At 73.3% G+C, this 23,404-nt stretch carries 16 protein-coding genes and 3 pseudogenes; 6 read left to right on the top strand and 13 right to left on the bottom strand.

The genetic code is table 11. From position 1 onward, the window contains the following. Window positions 1–27 precede the first annotated feature (27 nt). Complete coding sequence (locus tag ABZ321_RS44310; RefSeq protein ID WP_354901892.1) at window positions 28–864, top strand: phosphotransferase; 837 nt, start codon at window positions 28–30, stop codon at window positions 862–864. A gap of 89 nt (window positions 865–953) precedes the next feature. On the opposite strand, the gene ABZ321_RS44305 is transcribed toward ABZ321_RS44310, so the two are convergent. Then, window positions 954–1,442: a flavin reductase family protein gene (locus ABZ321_RS44305; protein WP_354901890.1), complete on the bottom strand. Its 489-nt coding sequence runs from the start codon at window positions 1,440–1,442 to the stop codon at window positions 954–956. Window positions 1,443–1,529: 87 nt separating this feature from the next. Next, window positions 1,530–2,567, bottom strand: a complete 1,038-nt coding sequence (locus ABZ321_RS44300) for a hypothetical protein (RefSeq protein WP_354901888.1) — start codon at window positions 2,565–2,567, stop codon at window positions 1,530–1,532. Window positions 2,568–2,632: 65 nt separating this feature from the next. Here ABZ321_RS44300 and ABZ321_RS44295 point away from each other — a divergent pair, with 65 nt between their 5' ends. Further along, window positions 2,633–3,214 (top strand): TetR/AcrR family transcriptional regulator, encoded by a 582-nt coding sequence (locus ABZ321_RS44295; RefSeq protein WP_344507296.1) that lies wholly within the window; start codon window positions 2,633–2,635, stop codon window positions 3,212–3,214. A gap of 247 nt (window positions 3,215–3,461) precedes the next feature. Here the strand turns inward: ABZ321_RS44295 and ABZ321_RS44290 are convergent, their stop codons facing one another. Continuing rightward, window positions 3,462–4,385, bottom strand: coding sequence for a hypothetical protein (locus ABZ321_RS44290; RefSeq protein ID WP_354901886.1), 924 nt, complete (start codon window positions 4,383–4,385; stop codon window positions 3,462–3,464). A 1,183-nt stretch (window positions 4,386–5,568) separates the two neighbouring features. On the opposite strand from ABZ321_RS44290, the pseudogene ABZ321_RS44285 reads away from it, so the two are divergent. Beyond that, a pseudogene (locus ABZ321_RS44285) lies at window positions 5,569–5,691 on the top strand (ricin-type beta-trefoil lectin domain protein); the annotation flags it as partial. 114 nt (window positions 5,692–5,805) lie between these two features. Further along, window positions 5,806–6,231, top strand: coding sequence for an AbfB domain-containing protein (locus tag ABZ321_RS44280; protein WP_354901885.1), 426 nt, complete (start codon window positions 5,806–5,808; stop codon window positions 6,229–6,231). 127 nt (window positions 6,232–6,358) lie between these two features. Here ABZ321_RS44280 and ABZ321_RS44275 read toward each other — a convergent pair whose 3' ends face one another. After that, window positions 6,359–8,296, bottom strand: a complete 1,938-nt coding sequence (locus ABZ321_RS44275) for a ricin-type beta-trefoil lectin domain protein (RefSeq protein ID WP_354901883.1) — start codon at window positions 8,294–8,296, stop codon at window positions 6,359–6,361. 223 nt (window positions 8,297–8,519) lie between these two features. On the opposite strand from ABZ321_RS44275, the gene ABZ321_RS44270 reads away from it, so the two are divergent. Then, window positions 8,520–9,521: a substrate-binding domain-containing protein gene (locus ABZ321_RS44270; protein ID WP_354901881.1), complete on the top strand. Its 1,002-nt coding sequence runs from the start codon at window positions 8,520–8,522 to the stop codon at window positions 9,519–9,521. Between the two features lie 5 nt (window positions 9,522–9,526). On the opposite strand, the gene ABZ321_RS44265 is transcribed toward ABZ321_RS44270, so the two are convergent. From ABZ321_RS44265 to ABZ321_RS44230, 8 genes and pseudogenes are all read right to left on the bottom strand, one after another. Continuing rightward, window positions 9,527–9,688: a hypothetical protein gene (locus tag ABZ321_RS44265; protein ID WP_354901880.1), complete on the bottom strand. Its 162-nt coding sequence runs from the start codon at window positions 9,686–9,688 to the stop codon at window positions 9,527–9,529. A gap of 11 nt (window positions 9,689–9,699) precedes the next feature. Then, a pseudogene (locus tag ABZ321_RS44260) lies at window positions 9,700–11,148 on the bottom strand (RelA/SpoT family protein); the annotation flags it as partial. 2,154 nt (window positions 11,149–13,302) lie between these two features. Continuing rightward, a pseudogene (locus ABZ321_RS44255) lies at window positions 13,303–13,758 on the bottom strand (serine protease); the annotation flags it as partial. Window positions 13,759–13,963: 205 nt separating this feature from the next. Further along, window positions 13,964–15,310 (bottom strand): aspartate aminotransferase family protein, encoded by a 1,347-nt coding sequence (locus ABZ321_RS44250; RefSeq protein WP_354901879.1) that lies wholly within the window; start codon window positions 15,308–15,310, stop codon window positions 13,964–13,966. Then, complete coding sequence (locus tag ABZ321_RS44245; protein ID WP_354901878.1) at window positions 15,307–16,683, bottom strand: methylaspartate mutase; 1,377 nt, start codon at window positions 16,681–16,683, stop codon at window positions 15,307–15,309. Before ABZ321_RS44245 ends, ABZ321_RS44250 begins: the two co-directional genes overlap by 4 nt. Beyond that, the gene (locus ABZ321_RS44240) at window positions 16,676–17,104 is read right to left on the bottom strand and encodes a cobalamin-dependent protein (RefSeq protein WP_354901876.1); all 429 of its coding nucleotides are present in this window, start codon (window positions 17,102–17,104) and stop codon (window positions 16,676–16,678) included. Before ABZ321_RS44240 ends, ABZ321_RS44245 begins: the two co-directional genes overlap by 8 nt. A gap of 33 nt (window positions 17,105–17,137) precedes the next feature. Next, a complete protein-coding gene (locus tag ABZ321_RS44235; protein ID WP_354901874.1) occupies window positions 17,138–18,388 on the bottom strand; it encodes a fatty acid desaturase in 1,251 nt (416 codons plus the stop codon). Between the two features lie 3 nt (window positions 18,389–18,391). After that, window positions 18,392–19,933 (bottom strand): pyridoxal-dependent decarboxylase, encoded by a 1,542-nt coding sequence (locus tag ABZ321_RS44230; protein WP_354901872.1) that lies wholly within the window; start codon window positions 19,931–19,933, stop codon window positions 18,392–18,394. Between the two features lie 223 nt (window positions 19,934–20,156). Here ABZ321_RS44230 and ABZ321_RS44225 point away from each other — a divergent pair, with 223 nt between their 5' ends. Beyond that, entirely contained in the window at window positions 20,157–20,297 is a 141-nt protein-coding gene (locus ABZ321_RS44225) for a hypothetical protein (protein ID WP_344507312.1), read from the top strand. Window positions 20,298–20,337: 40 nt separating this feature from the next. Here the strand turns inward: ABZ321_RS44225 and ABZ321_RS44220 are convergent, their stop codons facing one another. Next, on the bottom strand, window positions 20,338–23,280 hold the full coding sequence (locus ABZ321_RS44220) for a BTAD domain-containing putative transcriptional regulator (RefSeq protein ID WP_354901870.1): 2,943 nt from the start codon (window positions 23,278–23,280) through the stop codon (window positions 20,338–20,340). Window positions 23,281–23,404: the final 124 nt, after the last annotated feature.

The following is a 23,404-nucleotide window of genomic DNA, read 5'->3' as shown; positions in this document are numbered from 1 at the left end:
GCACGGGCGGCGTCCTACAATCGGCCGGTGACAGGTCTCTCGCCGCGGCAGCAGGATCTCCTGCGGCAATGGCTGCCGGACGCGACCGTCGAGCACGACCACAGCTGGGGATTGGTCGCGACCACCGTCCTCGAGGTGACCTCCGGCGGCGCCCGGTTCATCGTCAAGGCCGGCGGCGTCAGCGACCACCACATCGTCCGCGAGCTGCAGGCGCACCGGCACTGGCTCGGCCCGTGGACGTCCCGCGGCCTGGCGCCGGCACTGGAGCACGGCGACGACGACGCGAAGCTGCTCGTCACCCGGCACCTGCCGGGCGGCCTCGTCCTCGGCACCGCCTTCGAGGACGAGCCCGCCACCTACCGGCAGGCCGGCGCCCTGCTGGCGCTGCTGCATGCGCAGCCCGCGGCGGCCGACAACGACTACGAGCGGCGCGAGAACGCCAAGTCGCTGGCCTGGTTGGACGGTCCGCACCGGATCCCGGCAGCAACGGCCGAGCGGCTGCGGGCCGAGATTGCCGGCTGGCCGGCGCCGCCGGCCCGCCTGGTGCCGACGCACGGTGACTGGCAGCCCCGCAACTGGCTCGTCCACGACGGTGCCGTCGCCGTCATCGACTTCGGCCGCGCCGCGATGCGCCCCGCCGCGAGCGACCTCACCCGCCTCGCCGCGCAGCAGTTCCGCCGCGACCCGTCGCTGGAGGCGGCGTTCCTCGACGGCTACGGCGCCGACCCGCGCGACCCCGCCGCGTGGCACCGCACCCGGGTCCGCGAGGCGATCGCCACGGCCGGCTGGGCGTACAAGGTGGGCGACGAGACCTTCGAGGCCCAGGGCCACCGGATGATCGCCGAAGCCCTCGCCACGACCTGACGCCCGCAGGCGGCGACAGCTCCTCTGTCGTTCCGTTGCGCCGGAGCGGGGCGCTCGCGACCTCGGGGAGCACACGCGTCCGCGGGCGGCTACGGGCTGGTGTGGAACTCGCGCTCGCGGTAGGTCAGCGGGGCGTCGGCCGGGCCGATCCAGGCGTCGGCGACCTCGGCGACGACCACCGTCGAGCTGCCGACAGGCAATCGGTGCAGGGCCGTGCAGCGCAGCGCCGCCGGCACGCCGTGTAGCAGCGGCTCGCCCGTGGGCAGCGTCGTCCACGGCTGGTCGGCGGTGAACCGGCGGCCGCCTGGCTGGGCGAACTGCCGGGCCAGGTCCTCGTGCGCGGCGCCGAGCAGGTGTACGACGAAGCTGCCCGCCGCCACGATCAGCCGTGCCGACGGCGAGTCCATGACCGAGAACGACAGCGCCGGCGGGGCCAGCGACACCGATGCGACGCTCGACGCCGTCAGGCCGACGGGGCCGTCCGGCCCGGCAGCGGCGATGACCGCCACCCCCGTCGGGTAACCACGGAAGGCCGCCTTGAACGACGCCACGACACCCGTGCCGACCTCGAGGGTCACCGCCGCCCCGCCTTCCGTCCCGCTCGTGGACAACACCGACACCGCAACCCTAAAACCTCAACCGGACTTGAGGTCAACAGCGTGGCGTCACGGACGAGGAGCGCTCGGAGTTCCTCTGCGCGCCCTGAGGTCCGCGCGGGCGCGGCCGTACTCGGCGAGGGCGTGGAAGGCGGCCTTCGGCGTCCACGTGCCGTCCGGCAGCACCCGCACGATCCCGCGCGCGGCCAGGTCGAAGTCGCGCCGCGGGTCGTCGGTCGTCGGCAGGTGCCGGTTGGCGAAGGTGTACACGAACGCCGCCTCGACGCCGCCTGCCTCGTAGTCGCGCAGCAGGTCCACGAGGTATCGGGCCTGCCCATCCTCGTCGCGCTCCAGGCCGGCGGTGAGCGACGCGGCGCGGCCGTGCTCGTCGTAGGTCACCGGCTCCGCCGCGCCCGCCACGTCGGCGGCGCCGCGGAACGTGCAGCAGCCGAACTCGGTCGCGGCGTACGGCTTGCCCTGGCCCACGGCCGCCGCCAGGGTCTGCGGGAACGCCGCGGCGTTGGTCGCGTCGCGGTAGCCGGCGTCGCTGGCGATGATGTCGAACGGTGCCCAGTCCACGGCCTCGAGGGGGATCGAGGCGTACCCGACGGGTCCGCCGAAGCGCTCCCGCACAGCCGGGACCGCCTCGGCGAAGAAGGCGTGGACCGCCGCGCGTGCGGCCGGGACGGCCTCCCGCATCCGCATCGGGTCGGTGAACAGCGCCATCCGCTCGGTCAGGTCCCGGCCGGGCAGGAAGCCGTCGGTGAACATCGAGATCTCGGAGCCGACCAGGTACACGACCCGGGCGCCGTCGCGCCGCAACCGCTCGGCCCGCGACGCGCCGTCGAGCACGAAGGCCATGAGCTCGTCGCGGTCGAGGCCGTTGGTGAACGGGCAGTACCAGACCTCGAGGCCGGCGTCGGCGGCGAGCCGCGCGGTCAGCTCGAGCCGGTCCTGCTCGCCGCCGGTGACGCGCACCGCGTCGCAGTGCAGCTCGTCGCGGATGACGCACAGGTCGCGCCGCACGGTCTCCGCGTCGAACGGCTCATGGGTGGTGGACCCGGCGCTCACGAAGCCGGTGTCGTAGTTCATGCCGAAGACGCGCATGAGGTCCTCCTCGCCTATAAGGTACGACGCGTACCCTATAAGGTACGTCCGGTACCCTGCAAGTCATGAGCACGCGGCGCCGCGGCGAGGACCTTGAGCGGGCGATCCTGCACGCGGCGGCGGAGGAGCTACGGGAGTCCGGCTACGCGGGCATGACCATGGACCGGGTCGCGGGGCGGGCCGGGACCAACAAGAACGCCATCTACCGCCGCTGGCCGAACCGTGCGGCGCTGGGCATCGCCGCGTACCGGCACCTGTCCGACGCCGTCCTGCCTGACCCGGACACGGGCACCCTGCGGGGCGACGCGCTGGAGATGCTGCGCCGGGCGAACCAGACCTGGTCCTCACCGCACGGCGCGATCCTGCGCGGCCTGCTCGCCGCCGCGGCCGACGACCCCGAGCTGCTCACCCTCATGCGCGAACGCTCCGGCGCCGACACCATGGACCGGGCCTGGCTGGCGATGCTCGAACGGGCCGCCGCCCGTGGCGAGGCGCCGGCGGCGGCCGTCCACCTGAGGGTCGCGGCCACGCCGATGCTGCTGCTGCGCGCCGAGTACGCGATGCGCGGCATCCCTTCCGTCCCCGACGAGGTGCTCGTCGAGATCGTCGACGAGGTGTTTCTGCCACTCGTCCGCGGCCGCGGCTGAAGTGTCGCAGCGCACTTGAAAGTTCCTCGCAACTGATTGACCTTCCTGAACCCGCATGCAATTGGCTCCGGCAGGTGCCGGCGCCGGGCGATCCCGAGCATCGGCGATGGGTCGGACAGCGGTACGCCCACCTGGTGCTGCGCGACCGGATGTGCGTGGCGTTGAGCCGTTCGACGGGGACACGATCGACCGCACAGGTCCCGGCGAACCGCGCCGGCAACCGGTGCGGTTCGCCGCTGCCCACGCTTCAGTACGCGATGTCCACGACGAGGCGGGTCGGGTCGGTCAGGAGCATGACCCGGTAGCCGGTGCGGTGGTGGGTGGTGATGAACGCCGACACGGTGCCGTTGTCGTAGACGGTGAACGACACCGACTGCGCCTGGGACAGGCCGGTCGGGGCGGGGTTCGGGCCGGTGACGACGCCGCGCTGGGTGGTGGCGGCGGTGAGGCCGACGTGGATCGTCGTCGGGTTCGGCGCCGTGTAGGCGACGCTGATCAGCGGCGTGGTCGCCGTGCTCAGGTCGAGGACCACGCGGTCGTAGCCGGGGTGCGCGGCCGACCGCACGCCGGCGATCTGGACCTGTGCCGCGGTGCCGGCGCCGCCGAGGAACCGTTCGGTGGTGAACGGCTGGGTGGGCTGGTGCGCGACGTCCACCGCGATCCGCGGCGGGTTCGTCAGCCGCAGCACCCGGAAGCCGGCCCCGTCGGCGAGCCCGAGACCGAAGCTGATGTACCCCTCGGACGCGCCGCCGGACTTGATCTGGCGCAGGGTCGGCAGGCGCGGGTCGTACACCCGGGTGAGGTCGATCGTGGACGCGCCGGTCGCGACGTCGTGGGCGAACGCGCCGTCGAACACGACCCGCAGCGTCGTGGCGCCCGCCAGCGGGATGGTGGCGCCGCTGCCGGCGGCGACGAGCGGGCCGTACTCCACGCGGTACCCGGGGGTGCCGCCGGTGAAGTCGAAGACGGTGCGGTCGTAGGCGTCGTGCCGGCCGGTCCGGACGCCCACCAACGTCGGCGGGTGCGGGTCCCACGGCGGCACGGTCGCGGTGCCCGTGATGGGCGTGACGCCCGTCGGGGCGGGCAGGTCGTCCGCCGCGGCCGCGGTGCCCGGCAGGGCGAGAACCGGGACGAGCAGCAGGGCGGCGGACAGCAGTCGGAGCTTGGTCATCCGCATGGCAGTGGCCTTTCCAGAGGGATCGAGTGCGATGACACGACCCAGACGCCCGACCCCTCCCGCCGGTTGACGCACCGCGCCCGCCGTGTCCTCGATTCGACACCAGATTTCGAAAACGATGGATGTGTCGGCGGCCGTCGCGGAGCCTGGATCCGCAGCGTGCGAAGGGAGCGATGGTGGGACGAGTGCGTTTTGCCGCGTTGGTACTGGCTACCGCGGCGGCGATGCTGGCGCCGGTGCTCGCCGACGCGCCGGTCGCGGGCGCGGCGACGGGGCGGCCCGTCGACGGCGGCGCCGCCATGTACCCGCGGGCGGTCCGGCTCGCGGCCTCCGGCGCCGCCAACGGCCGGGTCCTGCTCACCGTCACCCAGTTCCCGGCTGGCGGCCCGGCCGGCGCGATCTACGAGAACACCGGCGGCGGGTTCCAGCGGGTCGGCACCGTCGCCGACCCCGACGCGCGGCAGGGGCTGTGCTGCACGACGCTGTTCGAGCTGCCCCGGCAGGTCGGCGCGCTGGGCGCCGGCACGCTGCTGTGGGCCGGCGCCGTCGGCCAGGACGGCGGCGGCGAGCGGCGCATGGCGATCCGGCTGTGGGCCAGCAACGACGTCGGGCGCAGCTGGCGGTTGCTGTCGACGGTGGCCCGGTCCGGCAACAGCGGCGGGCTGTGGGAGCCGGAGCTGGCCGTCGACGCGGCCGGGCGGCTCGTCGTGTACTTCGCCGACGAGAGCCAGCCGGGCCGCAGCCAGGTCCTCGTCCAGGCGGTCTCCACCGACGGCGTGAACTGGCCGGCGCGCACCGTCATCGTCACCGGCCCGCAGCCGGGGCACCGGCCGGGCATGGCGGCGGTGCGGCGGATGCCCGACGGGCGCTGGCTGCTGGCCTACGAGGTGTGCGGTTTCGGCGGCCAGTACGACTGCGTGGTCCGCACCCGTACCTCGGCGGACGCGACCACCTGGGGTGACCCGGCGCGGCTCGACCCGGTCGTGACCGCCGCCGACGGCCGTTACCTCACCGCCACCCCGACACTCGCCACCACCGCCACCGGCCGGGTGCTGCTCATCGGCCAGCGGGTCCGCAACGCCGACGGCACCGACGCCGCGGTCAACGGCCGCGCCATGTTCACCAGCCTCGACAACGGCCGCGGGCCTCGAGGGAGCCGTCCGCGGCGGGCACCCCGCTGCAGATCTGGGACTGCAACGGCTCCCCCGCCCAGCAGTGGCTGCGCCGCGCCGACGGCGCCCTGCTCAACCCCAACTCGGGCCGCTGCCTGGACGCCCCCGACGGGGTCACCGCCAACGGCACGCGGCTGCGGCTGTGGGACTGCAACGGCGCCGCCGCGCAGCGGTTCCCGTTCGCGCCGGTCGTCGACCACCCCGCAGGTCTGCTACCGGGGCAGGCGGTGTCGCTGCGGTCGGTGAACTTCCCCGACCGGTTCCTGCGCCACCAGGACGGCGGCACCGTCACCGCCGTCCTGACCGCCGGCAGCCCGGTCGGGGACCGCCGCGCGGCGACGTTCACCGTCCGGCCCGGGCTCGCGGACCCGAGCTGCGTGTCGTTCGCGGCGCTCGACGTGCCCGGCGCGTACCTGCGCCACCGCAGCCTCGCCGTGCACCTCGACCCGTCCGCGGACACCGTGCTGTTCCGCGCCGACGCGACCTTCTGCCCCGAGACGACCACCGCCGGCGTGCGCCTGCGGTCTTACAACTTCCCGGACCGGTACGTGCGGCACTACAACGCGGTCGGCTACATCGCCGCGCCGGGCGGCGGGACCCCGTCGGACGCCCCGGCCGGCTTCGACGCCGACACGGCCTGGCGCCCGGAGCAGGGCCTCGCCGCCTGACGCGCTAGCCGAGCGTCCAGCTCGCCGTGGTGTTGTTCAGCGTCGCGCCCTCGATGTCGGGGTCGATGCGGGGAAGCGGTGGGGGTGGCGGCGCCCCGGGCGGAGGGGCGCCGCCACCGGATGTGCGCTAGGGCAGCGTCCAGAGCTGGTTGGCGCCGCCGAAGCAGGTCCAGATCTGCAGGCGGGTGCCATCGGCGGAGCTGTTGCCGGTCGCGTCGAGGCACTTACCGGAGCCGGTGTTCACCAGCTTCCCGGCGTTCACCGTCCACTTCTGCGCGTTACTACCGTTGCAGTCGTAGAGCTGCACGGTCGTGCCGTCGGCGGTGCCTGCGCCGGTCACGTCGAGGCACTTGCCGAGCGCGCGGAGGCTGTTGTCGGCGTTGCCCGTCGTCCACTGCTGGGCGCCGGTGCCGTTGCAGCCGTACAGCTGGACCGCGGTCCCGTTGGCCGAGCTGGCGCCGGCGACGTCGACGCACTTGCCGCCGATGCCGGTGATCTGTCCGGTGCGGGTGCCGCCGCCACCGGTCTGCGTGGCGGTCGGGGTCGGGTTGCCCGTCGCGGTGTTCCACGTGAACGTCGCCGAGGTCCGGGTCGGCAGGCTGTACACGAACGACTGGCCGCCCCAGTTGACCTTCAGCGTCTGCGTCGAGCCGCTGGAGTTGTAGGCGATGAGCGCCTTCGAGCCGTCCGGGTTCTTGAACGCCACGTTGGGGATGGTGGCGTTCGCGGTGGAGTCGATGCGCACGGCGCCGGGGCGGACGAACTTGGTGAGGTGCCCCATCGTGTAGTACTCGACGGTGTAGTCGACCTGGCCGCTGCGCGAGTCGCCGCGGTGCACGGTGATCAGGCCGGTGCAGGTGCCGCAGCCGCCGTTGTGCGGGCCCATGTTCTGGTCGACGGCGAGGCTCCACTTGGTCCAGGACCGGCCCCAGTTGCGGAAGTACTCGATGAGGTCGTACATGTCCTCGGAGTGCTGGTTGCCGACCCAGGTGCCGCCGGAGTGCTCGGTGAAGTACTGGTTGACGTTCGGGAACTGGTTGTGGACCGTGGTCATCTGCGTCGGGCTGCCGCCGTAGTCGTGCCAGGCGATGCCGCCGAAGTTCGGGTGGCCGCGCAGCGCGGCGTCGTTGACCAGCGGCGCCACCCACGTGTCGTACGTGTCGAAGTTCCAGTCGCCGATGAGCAGCTTCGTGCTCAGGCCCGCGCCCTGCAGCGCCGGCATCAGGTCGTTCTTGGCGAAGGACTGCAGGCCGGAGACGGGCCACTGCATCGACGGGTAGCCGGGGCAGCAGCCGGGCTCGTTCTGCTGCGTCACATAGTTGACGTGCACGCCCTGCGCCTCGTAGCCCTGGACGTACTTGGTGATGTACTGCGCGTACGTCTTGTACCACTGGGCCTGCAGGTAGCCCTGGCTGTAGGCGTTGTTGTCCTTCATCCACGGCGGCGCCGACCACGGCGAGCCGATGACGATCATGCTCGGGTTGAGGGCCTTGGCCTGCTTGGTCAGTGCCATCACGTCGGCGTCCCGGGCGAGCGAGAAGTCGTTCAGGTCGCAGCAGGTGGTGTCGTACGAGTAGCTGTTCTGCGCCAGGTCCGAGGAGCCGATGACGTTGCGGGTGGCGCTGACGCCGATGCCGGCGGTCGGGCTGAACAGCTTGGTCATGACGTCGTTCTGGGTCGCCTGGCTCAGCGCGCCGCTGCCGCGGATGTTGAACGCGGCGGTGTCGGTGAACGACGCGCCGGCGCCCTCGAACGGCTGGTAGGTGCTGCCCTCGTTGACGGTGACCGTCTGGTTGGCGCTGCCGGTGCTGGCGGTGAACACGACCGAGGACTGCTGCTGCAGGCCGCGGGTCACGGTGCGGCCGCCGCTGTCGGAGGTGGTGGTGAGCCAGACGTTGACGCTCTCGTTGGCGGCGTTGGCGAACTGCTGGGGCAGCACGATCACGGCGGCGGCGACGACGCTGACGGCCGCCGCGACGGTGACGAGCCGCCCCCGCCGGCGCCGCGGCCGGGCGCCGCGCCGCATCTCGCTGGGTGGGCTGGACGGTTCGTGGGCATGCGACATGGGCGCGCCTTTCCGGGGCGGGACACGACCGGGCGCCATCGCTGGCGGGCGGGGCACGGTCGCCGGTGGGGGTGACGGGTGTTCCATAGAACACACCCGATGCGGTGTCGAGTCAATCAAAGTGAAGCACAAATTTTCTGTAAATTTGTTACATCGCTGCCGCGCCTGCCTATACTTCGCCGCATCCCGGGCCCCCTGCCGGCGACATACTGGAGGAGCCGACGTGCCGAGACGTGCGACGATCCGCGATCTCGCCCACCGCAGCGGCGTGTCGATCGCGACCGTGTCGCGCGTGCTCAACGGGCACGCGAACGTCGCCGCCGGCACCCGCGACCGGGTGCTGCACGCCGCCGGCCAGCTGGGGTGGCACGGCGGCCGCGCCACCGACGGCGACGTGGTGTTCGTCCGCTGCCCGTACGTGCTCAGCGACTACTTCGGGCTGATCGTCTCCTCGGTCGTGGAGACCGCCGAGCTGCACGGCATGAGCGTCATGATGAACGCCGGGAAGGGCGCCGCCGGCCGCAGCCCGCTCCCCGCGCTGCCGGACCGGCCGGGCGTGCGCGGTGCGGTGCTCATCCTGCCGCCCGAGCCCACCGAGGACCTGGTGATGCTCCGCGACCGGCGGTTCCCGTTCGTGGTCGTGGACCCCCGCACCGCGCCGCCGCGCGACGTCGTCGCCATCTCCTCCGCCCACTTCGCGGGCGCCCGCAGCCTCATGGCCCATCTGGTCGGGCTCGGGCACCGCCGGGTCGGGATCATCGGCGGGCCCCGCGAGTGGTCGGTCAACGACGGGCGGCTCGCCGGCTACGTGACGCCGCTCATCGAGCTCGGCCTCCTGCCGCCGTCCGAGCTGCTGCGCTTCGTCACCGAGCCGAACGAGGCGCAGGGCCACACCGCCGCCTGCGACCTGCTCGACCTGCCCGACCCGCCGACGGCGCTGGTCGGCTTCAACGACAAGATCGCCGTCGGAATCCTGCGGGCGGCCGCCGAGCGGGGCCTGCGGGTGCCCACCGACCTGTCGGTGGCGGGCTTCGACGACATCGACGTCAGCCGCGCCACCCACCCGATGCTCACCACGGTCCGCCAGCCCCTGGCCGAGCTCGGCCGGATGGCGGTGACCATGCTGCTGCGCATGATCGGCGGCCACGAGCTCGACGCCCTGCACGTCGAACTGGCCACGGAACTCGTCGTCCGCGACTCCACCGCCCCGCCCCCGTCGATGTAACAGTTTCACGCAAGTGTTTCACGGCGCCCGACCGGGACCGTCATCGGCGGGTTCGGCACACGCACGACATGTTCAGCATGTACTTCCTCGCCGATCAGCAGCTTCCACGACCCCCAGCCGGCGGGCACGAGGGTGCCGATGTGCAGGGCCAGATCGGCATGGTTCACCCTGTGGCGTTCTCGTCGAAGTGCCGCCGGATCGCGGTGCGGGCCTCGGGGCTCTTGACGAAGCCCAGCCACTCCCGGGCCGGGCCGGCGGTCTCGGACCTCGACGTGAATACCTCGATGACGTCGCCGCTGGACAGGGCGTCCTCCAAGGGCACGAGCCTGCCGTTGACCCGCGCGCCGATGCACGTGTGGCCGATGTCCGTGTCCAGGGCGTAGGCGAAGTCGACGGGCGTCGCGCCGGCCGGCAGTTCGATCACGTCGCCCTTGGGCGTGAAGACGTAGACCTCCCGGCCGGACAGGTCGAGGCGCAGCGCGTCGAGGAACTCCGCCGGTCCCGTCCCGGGCTCGGCGATCGCGGCGTCCCTGCCCGCGCTGTAGCGCCAGTGCGCGACGATGCCGTACTCGGCGGTGCGGTGCAACGCGTAGGTGCGGATCTGCAGCTCGACCGGCCTGCCGTTCGGCCCGATCACGGTGGTGTGCAGCGACTGGTACATGTTGAACTTCGGCGTCGCGATGTAGTCCTTGTACCGCCCCGGGACGGGCTGCCAGTTCTCGTGGATGACACCGAGCGCGGCATAGCAGTCCTGGACCGTGTCGACCAGGACGAGCACGCCGACCATGTCGTAGATGTCGCCGAAGTCGCGGCCGCGGACGATCATCTTCTGGTAGATGGAGAACAGGTGCTTCGGCCGGCCGGTGACCTCCGACCTGATCTTCGCTGACTTGAGGTCGGTGGCGACCTTCTGCGTGACCGAGCGCAGCAGCGAGTCACGCTGCGGGGTGTGCTCGGCGACGAGTCGGCTGATCTCGTCGAACCGCTTCGGGAAGAGCGTGGCGAACGCGAGGTCCTCCAGCTCCCGCCTGATCGCGTTCATGCCGAGGTGGAGCGCCAGCGGCGCCAGGATCTCCAGGGTTTCCTTGGCCTTCTGCTCCTGCTTCGTGCGGGGCACGAACGTCAGCGTCCGCATGTTGTGCAGCCGGTCGGCGAACTTGATGACCAGCACCCGCGGGTCCTTGACCGTGGCGACGATCATCCTGTGGATCGTCTCGGGCTTCGCCGCGGCGCGTAGTTTGACCTTGTCGAGCCTGGTCAAGCCGTCGACGAGCAGCGTGACCTCGCCGCCGAAGTCGAGCTGCAACCGCTCGATCGTGTAGTCGGTGTCCTCGATCGTGTCGTGCAGCAGCGCCGCGACCAGGGTCGTGGTGTCCATGCCCAGGTCGGCGAGGATCGTGGCCACGGCGAGCGGGTGGGTGATGTAGGGGTCGCCGGACTCGCGGTACTGCCCCCTGTGGAAGTGCTCGGCCATGTCATACGCCCGCTGCAGCAGCCGCAGGTCGGCCTTCGGGTGGACGGCCCTGTGCTGGGCGATCAGCGGTTCGAGCACCTCGCTCACCGCCGGGCTCTGCCACGGCGCGTTGAACCGGGCGAACCGCGCGCGGACCCGGCGGCCGGTCGGCGCGGTGCCGAACAGCAGGGCCGCGTCCACCGGCGAACTGGGCTCGGTGAGGCCCACGGGGTACACGCCCTTCGCAGAGAGCCGTAGCCCTCCCACCCGCGGGTCACCGGCCCGCTCGAGCGCCTGGAACACCCACTCCCGGTCGACCTCGTCCAGACTGCGGTCGGCCGCGAGCTTCGCGAGCAGGTCCGCGCCCGCCGGGCCGGGCCGTGCCGCGAGCACCCTGAGCGCCCACCGGTGATCGCGGGGCACGCCGTCGCGGCGGTGCGCGGACTGGCGGGCCGCGGCCCGCCGGTCGGCCAGCCCGGCCAGCGTCTCGACGGCCCAACGCCGTCCCAGCTTGTCCACGGCGGCATCGGTCGCCGCCGCGACCAGCAGGCGGGCCCCGGCCGCACGGTCGAGCACGGTCACCGCATCGATCGCGGACCGTCGACTGGGCAGGTCGCGGTTGCTGCCGGCGAACGGTGTCAGCGTCTTCACCGCCGTCGCGAGGGCGGCCGGCGGCACCGGTACGCCGTCGTGGCGCAGCGCCGCGATGAACAGGCCCCCGTCGAGGCCGCCGCCGGCGGCGATGTGCCGCAGCGCTTCGCCGAGGTCCTCGCGGTCCCGCCACAGGAACGCCAGGAACCGGGCGTACGGGTGCCGCCAGCGCGGCCGCGCCGCGGACCAGCCGCCCCGGCGGGCACGGAACACGGCGGCGAACTCGTCGGTGCGCAGGCGCCGGTCGGCGTCGACGTGCAGGGCAGCGAGGAACTCCGCGATGCTGTGGTGCAGGAACTGGAAGCGCCCGTCGCGCTCGACGAGCAGGCCGGTGCGGCGCAGCGTCTCGCGGACCAGCACCCGCCAGGTGCCGTCCGGCAGGTGCGGGGGGCGCAGGTGAGCGGTCCACTCCACCATCGCCGCGAGCGCGTCCGTGCGCTGATCGGTGCGCTGCCGCCAGGCCAGCCGGCAGGCCAGCGGGTGGACCTGGCTCAGCAGCCGGTCGACCGCGGGCAGCGCTTCGGCGCCGTAGTCGCCGGCCACCCGGTTGAGCGACGCGCGCAGATCAGAGCGGAAGAGCCGCTCCGTCAGCATGGACACGAACCGCTGATACAGCTCGATGCTGGAGGACGGCAGCGCGTCGCCGGGCCGGTCCGCGACCAGCTTGCAGATCATCATCGCGACCAGCGGGATCCGGAACAGGTCGTCGAGGCCGCCGCCGAGTATCCGGTCGAGCAGGTCCGTGGCCCGGTCCCCGGGCTCCGGCGAGCCGAGGTGCTCGAACCATCGCTGCGCGAACTGCACGAACTGCTGATCGGTGAACGGCAGCAGGCGGAAGGCCGCGGGGGTGAAGTCGGGGCCGGCGTAGTGGTCGATCTCCGTCAGCGGCCGGGTGGCGACGACGAACCGGTGCGCGGCACGGTCCGACAGCGCCCGGAAGCCCACGATCTTGTCGATGACCGCCTTGCGGTCGCGGTACTCGATGATCTCGTCGAGGCCGTCGACCAGGACCAGCCACCGTACGCCGGCCATCGGTGGCGTGGCGAAGAACCCGGCCGGCCACTGCTGACCGGCGCCGACCGCGCCGAGCTCCTCGTTGACGGCGGCCGCGACGAGCTCCGGCAGCATCTTCCTGCCGAGCAGCTGGGCGGCGCGGACGCGCACCGGCACGACCGTGTCGACGTCCCGCTCCCAGCGTTGCACCGAGGTCCAGACGGCCGACTGCAGCAGGCTGGACTTGCCCGAGCCCGCGTCGCCGAGCAGGACGCTGTCGCCGGTGCCTTCGAAGATCTGATCCGCGGCGATCGGGACGAGGTCGGTCGCCTCGATGCCGTCGCGGGCCTCCTCGTTCTCGCCGGTGGCCAGCTGGTACACGTAGATCTCCGACAGCGTCGGCATCCGGTGCGCCCCGTGGTCCTGCGGGACCATCAGCTCCTGGTAGGGGTGGCGCTGGGCGGCCTTCTCGGCGGCGTCGAGGTAGCCGCGCAGGCGCCTGGTCGGCACCGGCCACGCCCCGGCCAGGAGCTGCTCGTCGCTGAGCCGGGCCAGCCAGCGCCCGTGCGCGGTGGCGCCGGCGTCAAGCAGGGCCTGGGCCTCGGCGCAGCGCTCCAGCACGGCGCCGATCGGCACGAGGTGCGCGCCGCCGCCGTCGTCGGACAGGCACAGCAGCCCGCAGACGGCCCCGGTGCGGAGGTTGACGACAGGGCTGCCGCTGGCGGTGCCCTGGAGCGGGGCGCCGAAGAGCCGCGGCAGCCGGCCGGCCGGCCTGAGCTTGTGTCGCGACGTTCCCTGGTACTGGAAGCCGGCGGGGACGTCGCCCGCCGGATGCCCGCAGGTCCAGAGCCGGTCCCCGGCGACCAGATCCGTCGACGGCAGGACGAACGCGCGGCCCGCGGCCGGCACGGACCTGGTGATGCTGAGCAGAGCGAGGTCGATGCCGTCGCGGTGCCGGAAGTAGAGCTCCGGCACGGCCCGCAGCGTGAGCTTCTCACCGGTGACCGTGTCGCGTGCGCGCACGAAGTCGGGCAGGTCGGTGACGTCGCCGGCGACGACGTGCGCGCAGGTCGCGACCAGGTCGGGAGTGACGAAGAAGCCGGTGCCCGAGACGGCGGTGGCGCGCGTGGCCGAAGGCATCGTCGAGAGCGCTACGGTTGCCTCGCTCGTCAATGCCTCGAGAGACTCGGCCGCTGTCGCGGCGGCTGGCTCGACCCGCCCCACTCAAGCCCAATCTTGAATGCGGACTTTCCCGTCGCCTGTTCCGATGATGGTGATGGTGATGGTATCGCCAGGCGTGCCGCCGGAGGAATCTCGCGTCGCGTGTCGTGGTCCGCAGATGCGGCTAGCGGGTGACGTGGCGGTCCGCGAGGTCCAGGGCGGCGTCCAGGATGTCCAGGCCCTCGTGGACGTCGGCCTCGGTGGTGTTGCACGGGGGCAGGACGTGGATGCGGTTGAAGTGGGCGAACGGCCACAGGCCGCGGCGGTGGCACTCGGCGACGACCTCGCCGACGGCGCCCTGCGCGCCCGCGGTGCCGAACGGGACGAGCATCTCCCGGGTCGCGCGGTCGCGGACGAGCTCGACGGCCCAGAAGACGCCGAGGCCGCGGACCTCGCCGACGCTCGGGTGGGCGTCGGCGATCTTCGCCAGGCGCGGGCCGATGAGGTGCTCGCCCAGGTGGGCGGCGTGCTCGACCATGCCCTCCTCCCGCATGGCGGTGATCGTGGCGACCGCGGCGGCGCAGGCGAGCGGGTGTCCGGAGTATGTCAGCCCGCCCGGGTAGGGGCGCTCGTCGAACGCGGCGGCGACGGCGTCGGAGAGGACGACCCCGCCCAGCGGGACGTAGCCCGAGTTGACGCCCTTCGCGAACGTGAGCAGGTCGGGGCGGACACCCCAGTGGTCGGCGGCGAACCAGGCGCCGGTGCGGCCGAACCCGGTCATGACCTCGTCGAAGATGAGCAGGATGCCGTGCCGGTCGCAGAGCTCGCGCACGCCGGGCAGGTAGCCGGCCGGCGGGACGAGCACGCCGTTGGTGCCGACGATGGGCTCCAGCAGCACCGCCGCGATCGTGCCCGGGCCCTCCAGCGCGATGACCTGCTCCAAGTGGGCCAGGGCGCGGTCGCACTCCTCCTGCTCGGTGGTGGCGTGGAAGGCGCTGCGGTAGAGGTACGGGCCGAAGAAGCGCACGACGCCGGCGGCGCCGGTGTCCGTGGCCCAGCGGCGCGGGTCGCCGGTCAGGTGCATCGCGGTGTGCGTGGCGCCGTGGTAGGACCGGTACGCCGACAGCACCTTCGGCCGGCCGGTCACCACCCGGGCCATGCGCACCGCGTGCTCGTTGGACTCGGCGCCGCCGTTGGTGAAGAACACCTTGGTGAGCCCGTCCGGGGCGTGCGACGCGACCAGCCGGGCCGCCTCGGAGCGCTGGTCGTTGGCGAAGTGCGGGGCGATCGTGGGCAGCGTCGCGGCCTGCCGCTGGATCGCCTCGACGACCTTCGGGTGCGCGTGGCCGATGTTGAGGTTGACGAACTGGGACGAGAAGTCGAGGTAGGTGTTGCCCTCCAGGTCCCAGAAGCGGCTGCCGCGCCCGCCGGCCACCGGCAGCGGTCGCAGCGCCCCCTGCGCCGACCAGGAGTGGAACACGTGCGCCCGGTCGGCCGCGGTCGCCTCGGCGTTGGTGCGGTGCGCGCTCATGACGTGACCCCTTCGCTGGTCAGGAAGTAGTTGATGTCGGCGGTGACCGCCTGGATGAAGCGGTCCGGTGCCGCGGCGCCGGTGTCGGTGAGGCGGTCGTTGCGCTGCCGCACGGCCGCGGAGAACGGCAGCTCGCCGGTGCGGCGGTAGCGGATCGCGCCGGTCGCGTCGCGGGCCGGCACGACCAGCGACCGGGCGTGGACGCTCGCGCTGAACGGCACGTCGAGCCGCCCCGCCGCGAACGCCCCGGCGACCCCGGCCGGCACGTCGCCGTCCTGCAGCACCGGGTCGACCAGCTCCGCGACCTCCCGCTGCAGCCACGACATCTCCTCGTCGATGCGGGCCTCGTCCAGCGCCACGAAGTCCAGCAGCTCCGAGGTGCCCATCAGGGCGGTACGGATGCCCAGGGCGTTGGCGTCGGCGTCGGGGATCCCGTACGCCTCCTGGTTGGTCTTGTTGATGATCTTGTCGGCGCCGCCGAGCCTGGCGACCAGCCCGCCGTAGAGGATCAGGGCGTCGGCGGTGCCCCGGCCGCGCGGGAACACCCCCATGAACTCGTGCAGCACCGGGTGCACCGCGACGTGCGGCGGCAGGTACCGCGCGGCGAGCGCACGGATGCTGCGCAGCGCGGCCACGTCCTGGTGCACCTCGCCGCCCTGCGGGTAGGCGATCGACAGGCAGCGCACCCCTTCCCGCACCGCGGCGATCGCCTCCAGCAGCGTGCAGGCCAGGCTGATCGACGGCGGCACCAGGACCGCGGTCAGGGTGCCGAACAGCTCCCGGTCGACGATCACGCCGTCGTCGGCGAGCGCCCCGCAGACCGCGTCGACCTGCCGCCACGCCTCCATCGACGTCGCGAACGGCACGTCCTTGCAGTAGGGCACGTTGTACCCGATGCCGCCGCCCTCGAAGGAGGTGAACCCGGCCGCCAGGGCCACCGCGAACAGGTCCCGGGCGTCCGGTGAGCCGTGCCGGACCTCCAGCGGCACGCCGACGGCGTCCAGCAGCTGCCGGCCGCGCCGCCAGCCGTGCACGGTGAGCGGGTAGCCGTTGAGGTCCGCCGGCGCCTCCCGCAGCGCCTGGGCGGCCCGGTCGAACTGCTTGAGCCGGGTGTACGAGTCGATCGTGACCGTCAGCATGCCCGGCCCGGCCGGCTCGAGGCGGCGCAGCAGCTCCAGCATCTCCTCGTGGCCGCCGACCCCGCAGCGGGGCTGCGCGATCGGCCGGCCGGTGCGGTGTGCGGCGCGCAGCGCGTCGGCGGCCCGCGGCCGGGTTGAGGTGCGCAGCGCGTCGACGGTCTCCCGCCACTGCGGCAGGTCTGCGGCGGTGGACCGGTCGATGCGCATCCCGGCCCACTCGACGGTCTCAGACACCGGCCGCCACCCTCCCAGCGGTCGCGGCCTCGCGGATCAGGTCGAGCACCATCGGCAGCTCGAACGGGTTCTCGAGGATGTGATCGACGCCGAGACCGCGCAGCCGTTCAATGCCGCCGGCGGACTTGTGGCTGCCGACGGTCAGGTTCCCGCCGAGCACGACCGGGCAGTGCAGCCGTCCCGCGGCCCGCAGCGCGGGCAGGTCGGCGAGGTCGGCGTAGGCGTGGCCGTTGAGGCTGCCGATGACGACCGCCTCGGCCGTGGGGTTGGCCTCCAGCGCCGCGGCGAAGTCGGCCAGGGGCGTGCAGACGCCCAGATTGACGACGGTGAAGCCGTACTCGCGCAGCTGCATCGCGATGAGATGGTTGGCCACCGCGTGGGCGTCGCTGTGTGCCACGCCGAGAATGACGAGTCGCTGCATGGTTCGCTCCTTTGGGAATCCTCTGGGGGGCAGTCAGTCGTCGAAGGCGGCGAACAGCTCGCGGTCGCTCGCCTCGGCCAGCCGCGCCCGGTCGAACTCGTCCGGGTCGGCCAGCGACAGGGACTCGAAGACCAGGTCGATCGCGGGCACCATGCCCCAGATCTCGCGGTACGGCGGCCACCCTTTGTGGCCCGTCAGCACGTCGTCCTGGCGGGCGAAGATGTAGTTCGCCCAGTCGCGGGTCATCGGCCGCCGGTGGTGGAAGTCGTGGCACACCGTGTCGCCGGTGAGCACGAGGTACCGGCTGGGCACGTGCACCAGCAGCATCCGCGTCCACCAGCGGGTCCAGGCGCGCAGCCGGGCACCGCCGCGCAGGCCGGCCGCGGGCACCGGCTCGCCGATGCAGATGGCGTTGGTGAGGCTCGCGAAGTACTCCTTGCCGCGGCGGGACTCGACGTCCCGGCCGGGGAACGTGTGCTTGACGCACAACCGCAGCGTGTTGCTGACCTGGAAGAACAGGGTCATCGGCAGCACCCAGCCGAGCAGCAGCAGCGCCCAGCCGTCCAGCAGGGTCGCCGCGACGGCCAGCCCGGCGTACCAGGCGAGGGTGAGCGCCCGTTCGAGCGGGCTGGCGGCGTGGGCGTAGGAGCGCACCCGCGCCCACAGGAACCGCGCGTGGAACACCGGCGAGACGAGCTTGCCCAGCACCCGCCGCCACATCTGCTGGCGGGTCATGCCGGGGCGCAGCTCCAGGCTCACCAGGAACGCCTGCACGGTCGGGTCCCGCAGCGTCATGTGGTGCAGCGCGTGGTGGTCGGCGACGTGCTCGGTGCTGTACCGCTCGAACTCCTGCACCATCAGCAGCCCGGCGATCATCTTGCCCAGCACCCGGTCCGGCCCGCGTCTGGCCCACATGTTGCGGTGGGCGCACTGGTGGAACATCATCATCCGCTGGTTGCGGGCGCCGTGCAGGGTGCTCGCCCAGCCCGGCAGCAGCAGCCACAGCCACCACCCGCCGAGGGCCAGCGCCGCCCCGCTCAGCGCCAGACCGGCCGCCATGGAGGCCAGCGCCGCGATCAGATGGGCAGTGGGCGTGAGGTGCAGCCGGCGTTGTCCCGTGTACGGGCGGCCGGTGAGCATCGTCAGCGGCAGCTGCAGCACGCCGGGCAGGCGCCGCATCCCGTCACGGACGCTGTTGTCCGCGGAGTCCGTGGTCGCGAACCGCCGTTCGGGTGCCGTGGCCGCGATGGTGTCCGGCGATGGCCGGTGCACGGTGGCGGTCATCGCTCACGCCCCCTCGCGGCCGGAACGCTCGTCGGCGACCGCCACGATGCCGGCCAGGATCTCGTCGATCTCCTGCGGTGTCGTGGCCGGGTTCAGCACCATGATCTTCAGGAAGACCGGCTGGCTGCCGTCGGCGCGGCGGACCCTGGTGCGGGCCAGCAGCACCACCCCGCGGTCCATCAGCTCCCGGCGCAGCGCACCGTTGAACGCGTCGAGCCGGGCGTCGTCACCGTCAGCGCCGGCCGGCAGGTACCGGAACAGCACGGTGCTCAGCGACGGCTCGGCGGCCAGCTCCAGCCGCGGGTGCGCGGCGACCTGGCCGGCCGCGTACCGGGCGAGGTCGTGGCAGCCGTCGACCATCTCGGCCATGCCCGCGCGGCCCAGCGCGCCCATCGTCACGGCGATCTTGAACGCCTCCGCGCGGCGGGTCGCCTGCACCGACTGCCCGTACAGGCCGATGTAACCCGCGGCCTTGTCGTCGTCGGCGTTCAGCGTCGTGGTCGTCTGCCCGGACAGCGGCGCCAGGTGCGCGGCGTCGGACACCAGGAAGATGCCGGAGGTCGCCGGGGTCCAGCCGAACTTGTGCAGGTCCAGCGTCACCGAGTCGGCCCGCTCGAGGCCGGCCAGGCGCCCGCGCAGCCGCGGCGAGAACAGGGCGCCGCCGCCGTACGCCGCGTCGGCGTGCAGCCACACGCCCCACCGCCCGCACACGTCGGCCAGGGCCGGCAGGTCGTCGACCCAGCCCTGGTCGGTGGAGCCGACGCAGGCGATCGCCGCGACCGGCACGGCGTCGTCGGGCAGGTTCTCCAGCGTGCGCTGCAGCTGCGACGGGTCGAGTCGGCCCAGAGCGTCGCTGGGGACCCGCACGATCGCCTGCTCGCCGATGCCGGTGATCCCGACCGCCTTGCCGATGGAGAAGTGGGTCGCGTCGGTGGCCAGCACGACCGGCCGCCGGCCCGTCCCGCCGAGGCCGTCGAAGAACGGCACCACCCCGGACTCGCGGCGCATCACGCTGTCCCGGGCGGTCAGGATCGCCATGAGGTTGGAGATGCTGCCGCCGGCGGTGATCGTGCCGCCGGCCGCCGGGCCGTAGCCGACGACGTCGCAGAGGTTGCGGATGACGTACCGCTCCAGCTCCAGCGCCCACGGCCCGGCCTCCCAGGCGTGCAGCGACTGGTTGAGCACGCCGAGGACGAGCTCGGCGGCGGCCGCGACCGGGGTCGGCGGGCACTGCATGCGGGCCACCGCGGCGGGGTGGCTGATGTCGACGGACCAGGTCGCGAAGTCGCGCACGAACCGCCGGAACGTCTCGACCGGGTCGCCCGGCTCCTCGGGCAGCAGCGGCCCGGCGAGCAGCCGCCCGGCGGCCTCGCGTACCGCGGCGGGCCCGCCCGCGGTGACCGGGCCCGGCCGGGCGCTGGTCACCTCCCGCAGGGTGTCGAGGGCCACCCCGGTGAGCACCTCGACCAGCTGCAGGCCTTCGATGCTCCCGGCGGGCGGGAGCTGTGCCGTCGTGCGGCGGGCGGGCTGTTCGACGATCGTCATCTGCCATCTCCTCGCGTCGGCTGTCTGTCGCGTTGTCGCGTGTTCGGCGTCATTCGCGTGTTCGCGTCGTTCGCAAGGAGGTTGTGCCCGCGCCCTATTCGGCCGGTTATCCCGCGGCTATCCGGCGGGGCGGCACGCCGGCGAAGGCGCGGCGAAAGCGAAACGATAGCGGCCCGGGTAGAACCGGTGCGACCGCAGTCCGCACCACGTGAGGAGAGCCCCGATGATTCGTCGGTTCGTCGTGACCGCCGCCGCGCTGGTCGCCGTCCTGCCGGCCGCCGCCGTCGTGCGCGGCCCCGGCCAGGTCCGGGCGGAGACGGGCTGGAGCAGTCCGGCCGTCGCCGTCGTCGGTCACCCGCGGTAGCGGGCGGCACGGGCAGTGCGCCCCCTGGATCCGGTCCGGATCAGGGGGCGTCTTCGTGCAGGTCACGCAGTGCCTGGGCGGCCCGGGCGTGCCAGCCGCGGGCCCCGAGGTTGTCGAAGATCTCCAGCGCCGCGGCCAGCTGCGCGGCCGCCTCGCCGGGCTCGCGGTCGGGCAGCCGGGCCAGCTCGTACAACGCCTGCCCCTCCACGACGGGCTCGGCGACCCGCTGGGCCACCTGCACGGCCCGCTGCAGCGTCGCCCGGGCCCGCGCGGTCCGTCCGGCCCTCGCGTGCACCGTGCCGAGACCGTGCAGGGCGTGGGCCTCACCGGTACGGTCGGCGGCGCTGCGGACCAGGTGCAGCACCTGCTCGAAGGCCTGGGCGGCGCGACCGAGATCGCCGGTGTCGAGGTACACCTCGCCGACGCGGTGCAGCACCTGCGCCTCGACCCGCCGCACCCCGACCGACCGGCAGATGCTCAGCGCCTCCTCGACCAGCTCCCGGGCCTCGTCGGCGGCGCCCTGGCTGAGCCGGACCCGGGCCAGGTTGGACAGCACGTGGGCCTCCGCGACCAGGTCGCCGGCCCGCCGCAGGGCGGTCAGCGCCGCCCGGTAGCCGTCCAGGGCCGCCGTCGCGTCGCCGCGCAGCCGGTCCAGGTAGGCGAGGTTGCGCCGGACCAGCGCGGCGGCGTGCGGGTCGTCGACGCTGTCGAGCAGCCGCAGCGCCTGCCGCAGCTTCGGCTCGGCCCGGTCCGGGTTGCGCAGGAACATGTGCATGGTGCCGAGGGAGTGCAGCGTGACCGCCTCGCCGCGGCGGTCGCCGGCCCGGCGGGCGGCGTGCAGCGCGATGCCGGCGGTCTCGGCCCACTCGTCGTAGTACGCCCGCGTCTCGAACAGCGTGACCAGGGTGAACGCCAGGTCCCAGCAGTGCTCGGCGAGCCCCGCGTCGCCGGCCAGGCGGACCGCGGCGACGAGGTTGAGCCGCTCCAGTTCGAGCCACTCCATCGGGCGGGCCAGCATCGGCCCGGTCACCGGGTCGGGTAACGGCCAGCGCGGCGCGGTGCCGTGCACGATGGTGTAGTCGCCGCCGTACTCGCGGCGGTGCGCCAGCTCCGCGGCGGTGAGCCAGCCCGCGACGACCCGCCGGACGAGCTCCTCGCGGGCACCGTCGGGCTCCTCGGCGGCGAGCAGCTCCCGCGCGAAGGCGCGCACGAGGTCGTGGAAGCGGTACCGCACGGCGCCGGTCGTCTCGTCGGCGTGCGCCTCCAGCAGGCGGACGTCCACCAGCCGCTCCAGCGAGTCCTCGACGACGTCGTGCCCGGCCTCCAGCAGCGGCATCGCGATCCAGGCGGGGAAGTCGTCGCCGGGCAGCACGCTGAGCCGGCGCAGCAGCCGGCGGGTCTCCGGCGGCAGGCTGTCGTAGCTCAGCCGCAGCGTGCCGCGCACGCACAGGTCCCGGTGCACGAGCTCGTCGAGCAGCTGTGCCTCGTCCCGCAGCCGGCTGACCAGCCGCTCGACCCGCCAGTGCGGGCGGGACGCCAGCCGGGCGCCGGCGATCCGCAAGGCCAGCGGGAGGTGCCCGCACAGCGCGGCGAGCTCGTCGGCCTCGTCGGGCTCGGCGAGGACGCGCGGCCCGACGATGCTGTAGAGCAGCGACGCGCTCTGCCGGCCGGACAGCACCTGCACGTCGAACTGGTGCGAGCCCGGCAGTGCCGTCAGCCGCACCCGGGACGTGACGATCGCCGCGGAGCCGGCCGCGTTGACCAGCAGCGGCAGCACCTGCGTCTCGTCGGCGGCGTTGTCCAGCAGCACCAGCACCCGCCGCCCGGCGAGCAGGCTGCGGAACTGGGCGACGCGCTCGCTGACGCTCTCCGGGATGGCCGTGCCGCTGGTGCCCAGCGCCCGCAGGAACTGCGCCAGGACCTCCGGCACCCGTTCCCAGCCGGGCCGCCCGCCGAGGTTCGCGTACAGCTGCCCGTCGGGGAACTGGTCGGCGAGGCCGTGCGCGGCGTGTACCGCGACGCTGGTCTTGCCGACGCCGCCCGGTCCGCTGATCGCCACCACCGGTGAGCTGCCCGGCTGCTGCGGGTCGTCCCGGCGCGCCGTCAGCGCCGCCTGGATCTCCTCGACGAGCTTCTCGCGGCCGGTGAAGTCGGCCACGTCCATCGGCAGCTGCCGCGGCGGCCCGGGTGTCCCGGCGGATGTCCGCAACGCCGCGACCGGACCGGCGGTCGGCGGCAGTTCCAGCGCCGGGTCCTGGGTGAGGATCGCCCGCTCCAGCCGCTGCAGCTCCGGCCCGGGATCGGCGCCGAGCCGCTCCACGAGCAGCTGGCGGGCCCGCCGGTACACCTGCAGCGCCTCGGCCTGACGGTCACACCGGTACAGCGCGAGCATGAGATGCGCGTGGATGCGCTCCCGCAGCGGGTGCACCACCGCCAGCCGCTCCAGCTCGCTGAGCAGCTCCTCGTGCCGGCCCGTGGCCAGCTCCAGCCGGATCCGCTCCTCGACCGCGGTGTCGCGGGCCTCCTCCAGCTGCCGCCGCCACGCCTCGGCCGGCTCGCCCGGGATGCCGGGCAGCGCCGGGCCGAACCACATGGCCTCCGCGGCGCGCAGCTGCTCCAGCGCCTCCTCGGTGAACCCTTCCCGGGCCAGCCGGCGACCCTCGTCGACGAACTGGCCGAACCGGTGGGCGTCGATCTCCTCGGGCGCCATCCGCAGCTGGTACCCGCCGGTGCGGGTGATCACGGCAGAAGCGCGGCCGGCTTCGGCGAGCGTCCGGCGCAGCTGGGAGACGCAGATCTGGATCTGCGACCGGGCCGTGGGTGGCGGCTCGGGCCACACCGCCTCGATGAGGTCGGTGACCGGCACGACGAGGCCGCTGTTGACGGCCAGGCAGGCCAGCACCGTGCCGCTGCGGGTGCTGGAGATGGTCCATCGCCGGCCTTCGTGGACGACCTCCATCGGCCCCAGCACCCGCAGCTCCATCGGACTCCAACTTCAGGCTCCCGAGCGTCGACGGTGGCATCACCGCAACGATATCGAAGCATAACTATCAGTAGCCGGAGTCGCATCAACCGTGACTGTCGATTCCTGGTGACCGGGGGAGCTT

The organism is Dactylosporangium sp. NPDC006015, assembly GCF_040614215.1.
In the GTDB taxonomy this organism is placed as follows: Bacteria; Actinomycetota; Actinomycetes; order Mycobacteriales; family Micromonosporaceae; genus Dactylosporangium; species Dactylosporangium maewongense.
This window is presented reverse-complemented; position numbering and strand designations above follow the sequence as displayed.

Bases quoted from the DNA above. Each gene is read 5' to 3' on its own strand.
- ABZ321_RS44295 (WP_344507296.1), top strand. From the start codon at position 2,633: ATGAGCACGCGGCGCCGCGGCGAGGACCTTGAGCGGGCGATCCTGCAC.
- ABZ321_RS44235 (WP_354901874.1), bottom strand. From the start codon at position 18,388: ATGACCGCCACCGTGCACCGGCCATCGCCGGACACCATCGCGGCCACG.
- ABZ321_RS44275 (WP_354901883.1), bottom strand. From the start codon at position 8,296: ATGTCGCATGCCCACGAACCGTCCAGCCCACCCAGCGAGATGCGGCGC.
- ABZ321_RS44290 (WP_354901886.1), bottom strand. From the start codon at position 4,385: ATGACCAAGCTCCGACTGCTGTCCGCCGCCCTGCTGCTCGTCCCGGTT.
- ABZ321_RS44220 (WP_354901870.1), bottom strand. From the start codon at position 23,280: ATGGAGCTGCGGGTGCTGGGGCCGATGGAGGTCGTCCACGAAGGCCGG.
- ABZ321_RS44300 (WP_354901888.1), bottom strand. From the start codon at position 2,567: ATGCGCGTCTTCGGCATGAACTACGACACCGGCTTCGTGAGCGCCGGG.
- ABZ321_RS44230 (WP_354901872.1), bottom strand. From the start codon at position 19,933: ATGACGATCGTCGAACAGCCCGCCCGCCGCACGACGGCACAGCTCCCG.
- ABZ321_RS44250 (WP_354901879.1), bottom strand. From the start codon at position 15,310: ATGAGCGCGCACCGCACCAACGCCGAGGCGACCGCGGCCGACCGGGCG.
- ABZ321_RS44240 (WP_354901876.1), bottom strand. From the start codon at position 17,104: ATGCAGCGACTCGTCATTCTCGGCGTGGCACACAGCGACGCCCACGCG.
- ABZ321_RS44225 (WP_344507312.1), top strand. From the start codon at position 20,157: ATGATTCGTCGGTTCGTCGTGACCGCCGCCGCGCTGGTCGCCGTCCTG.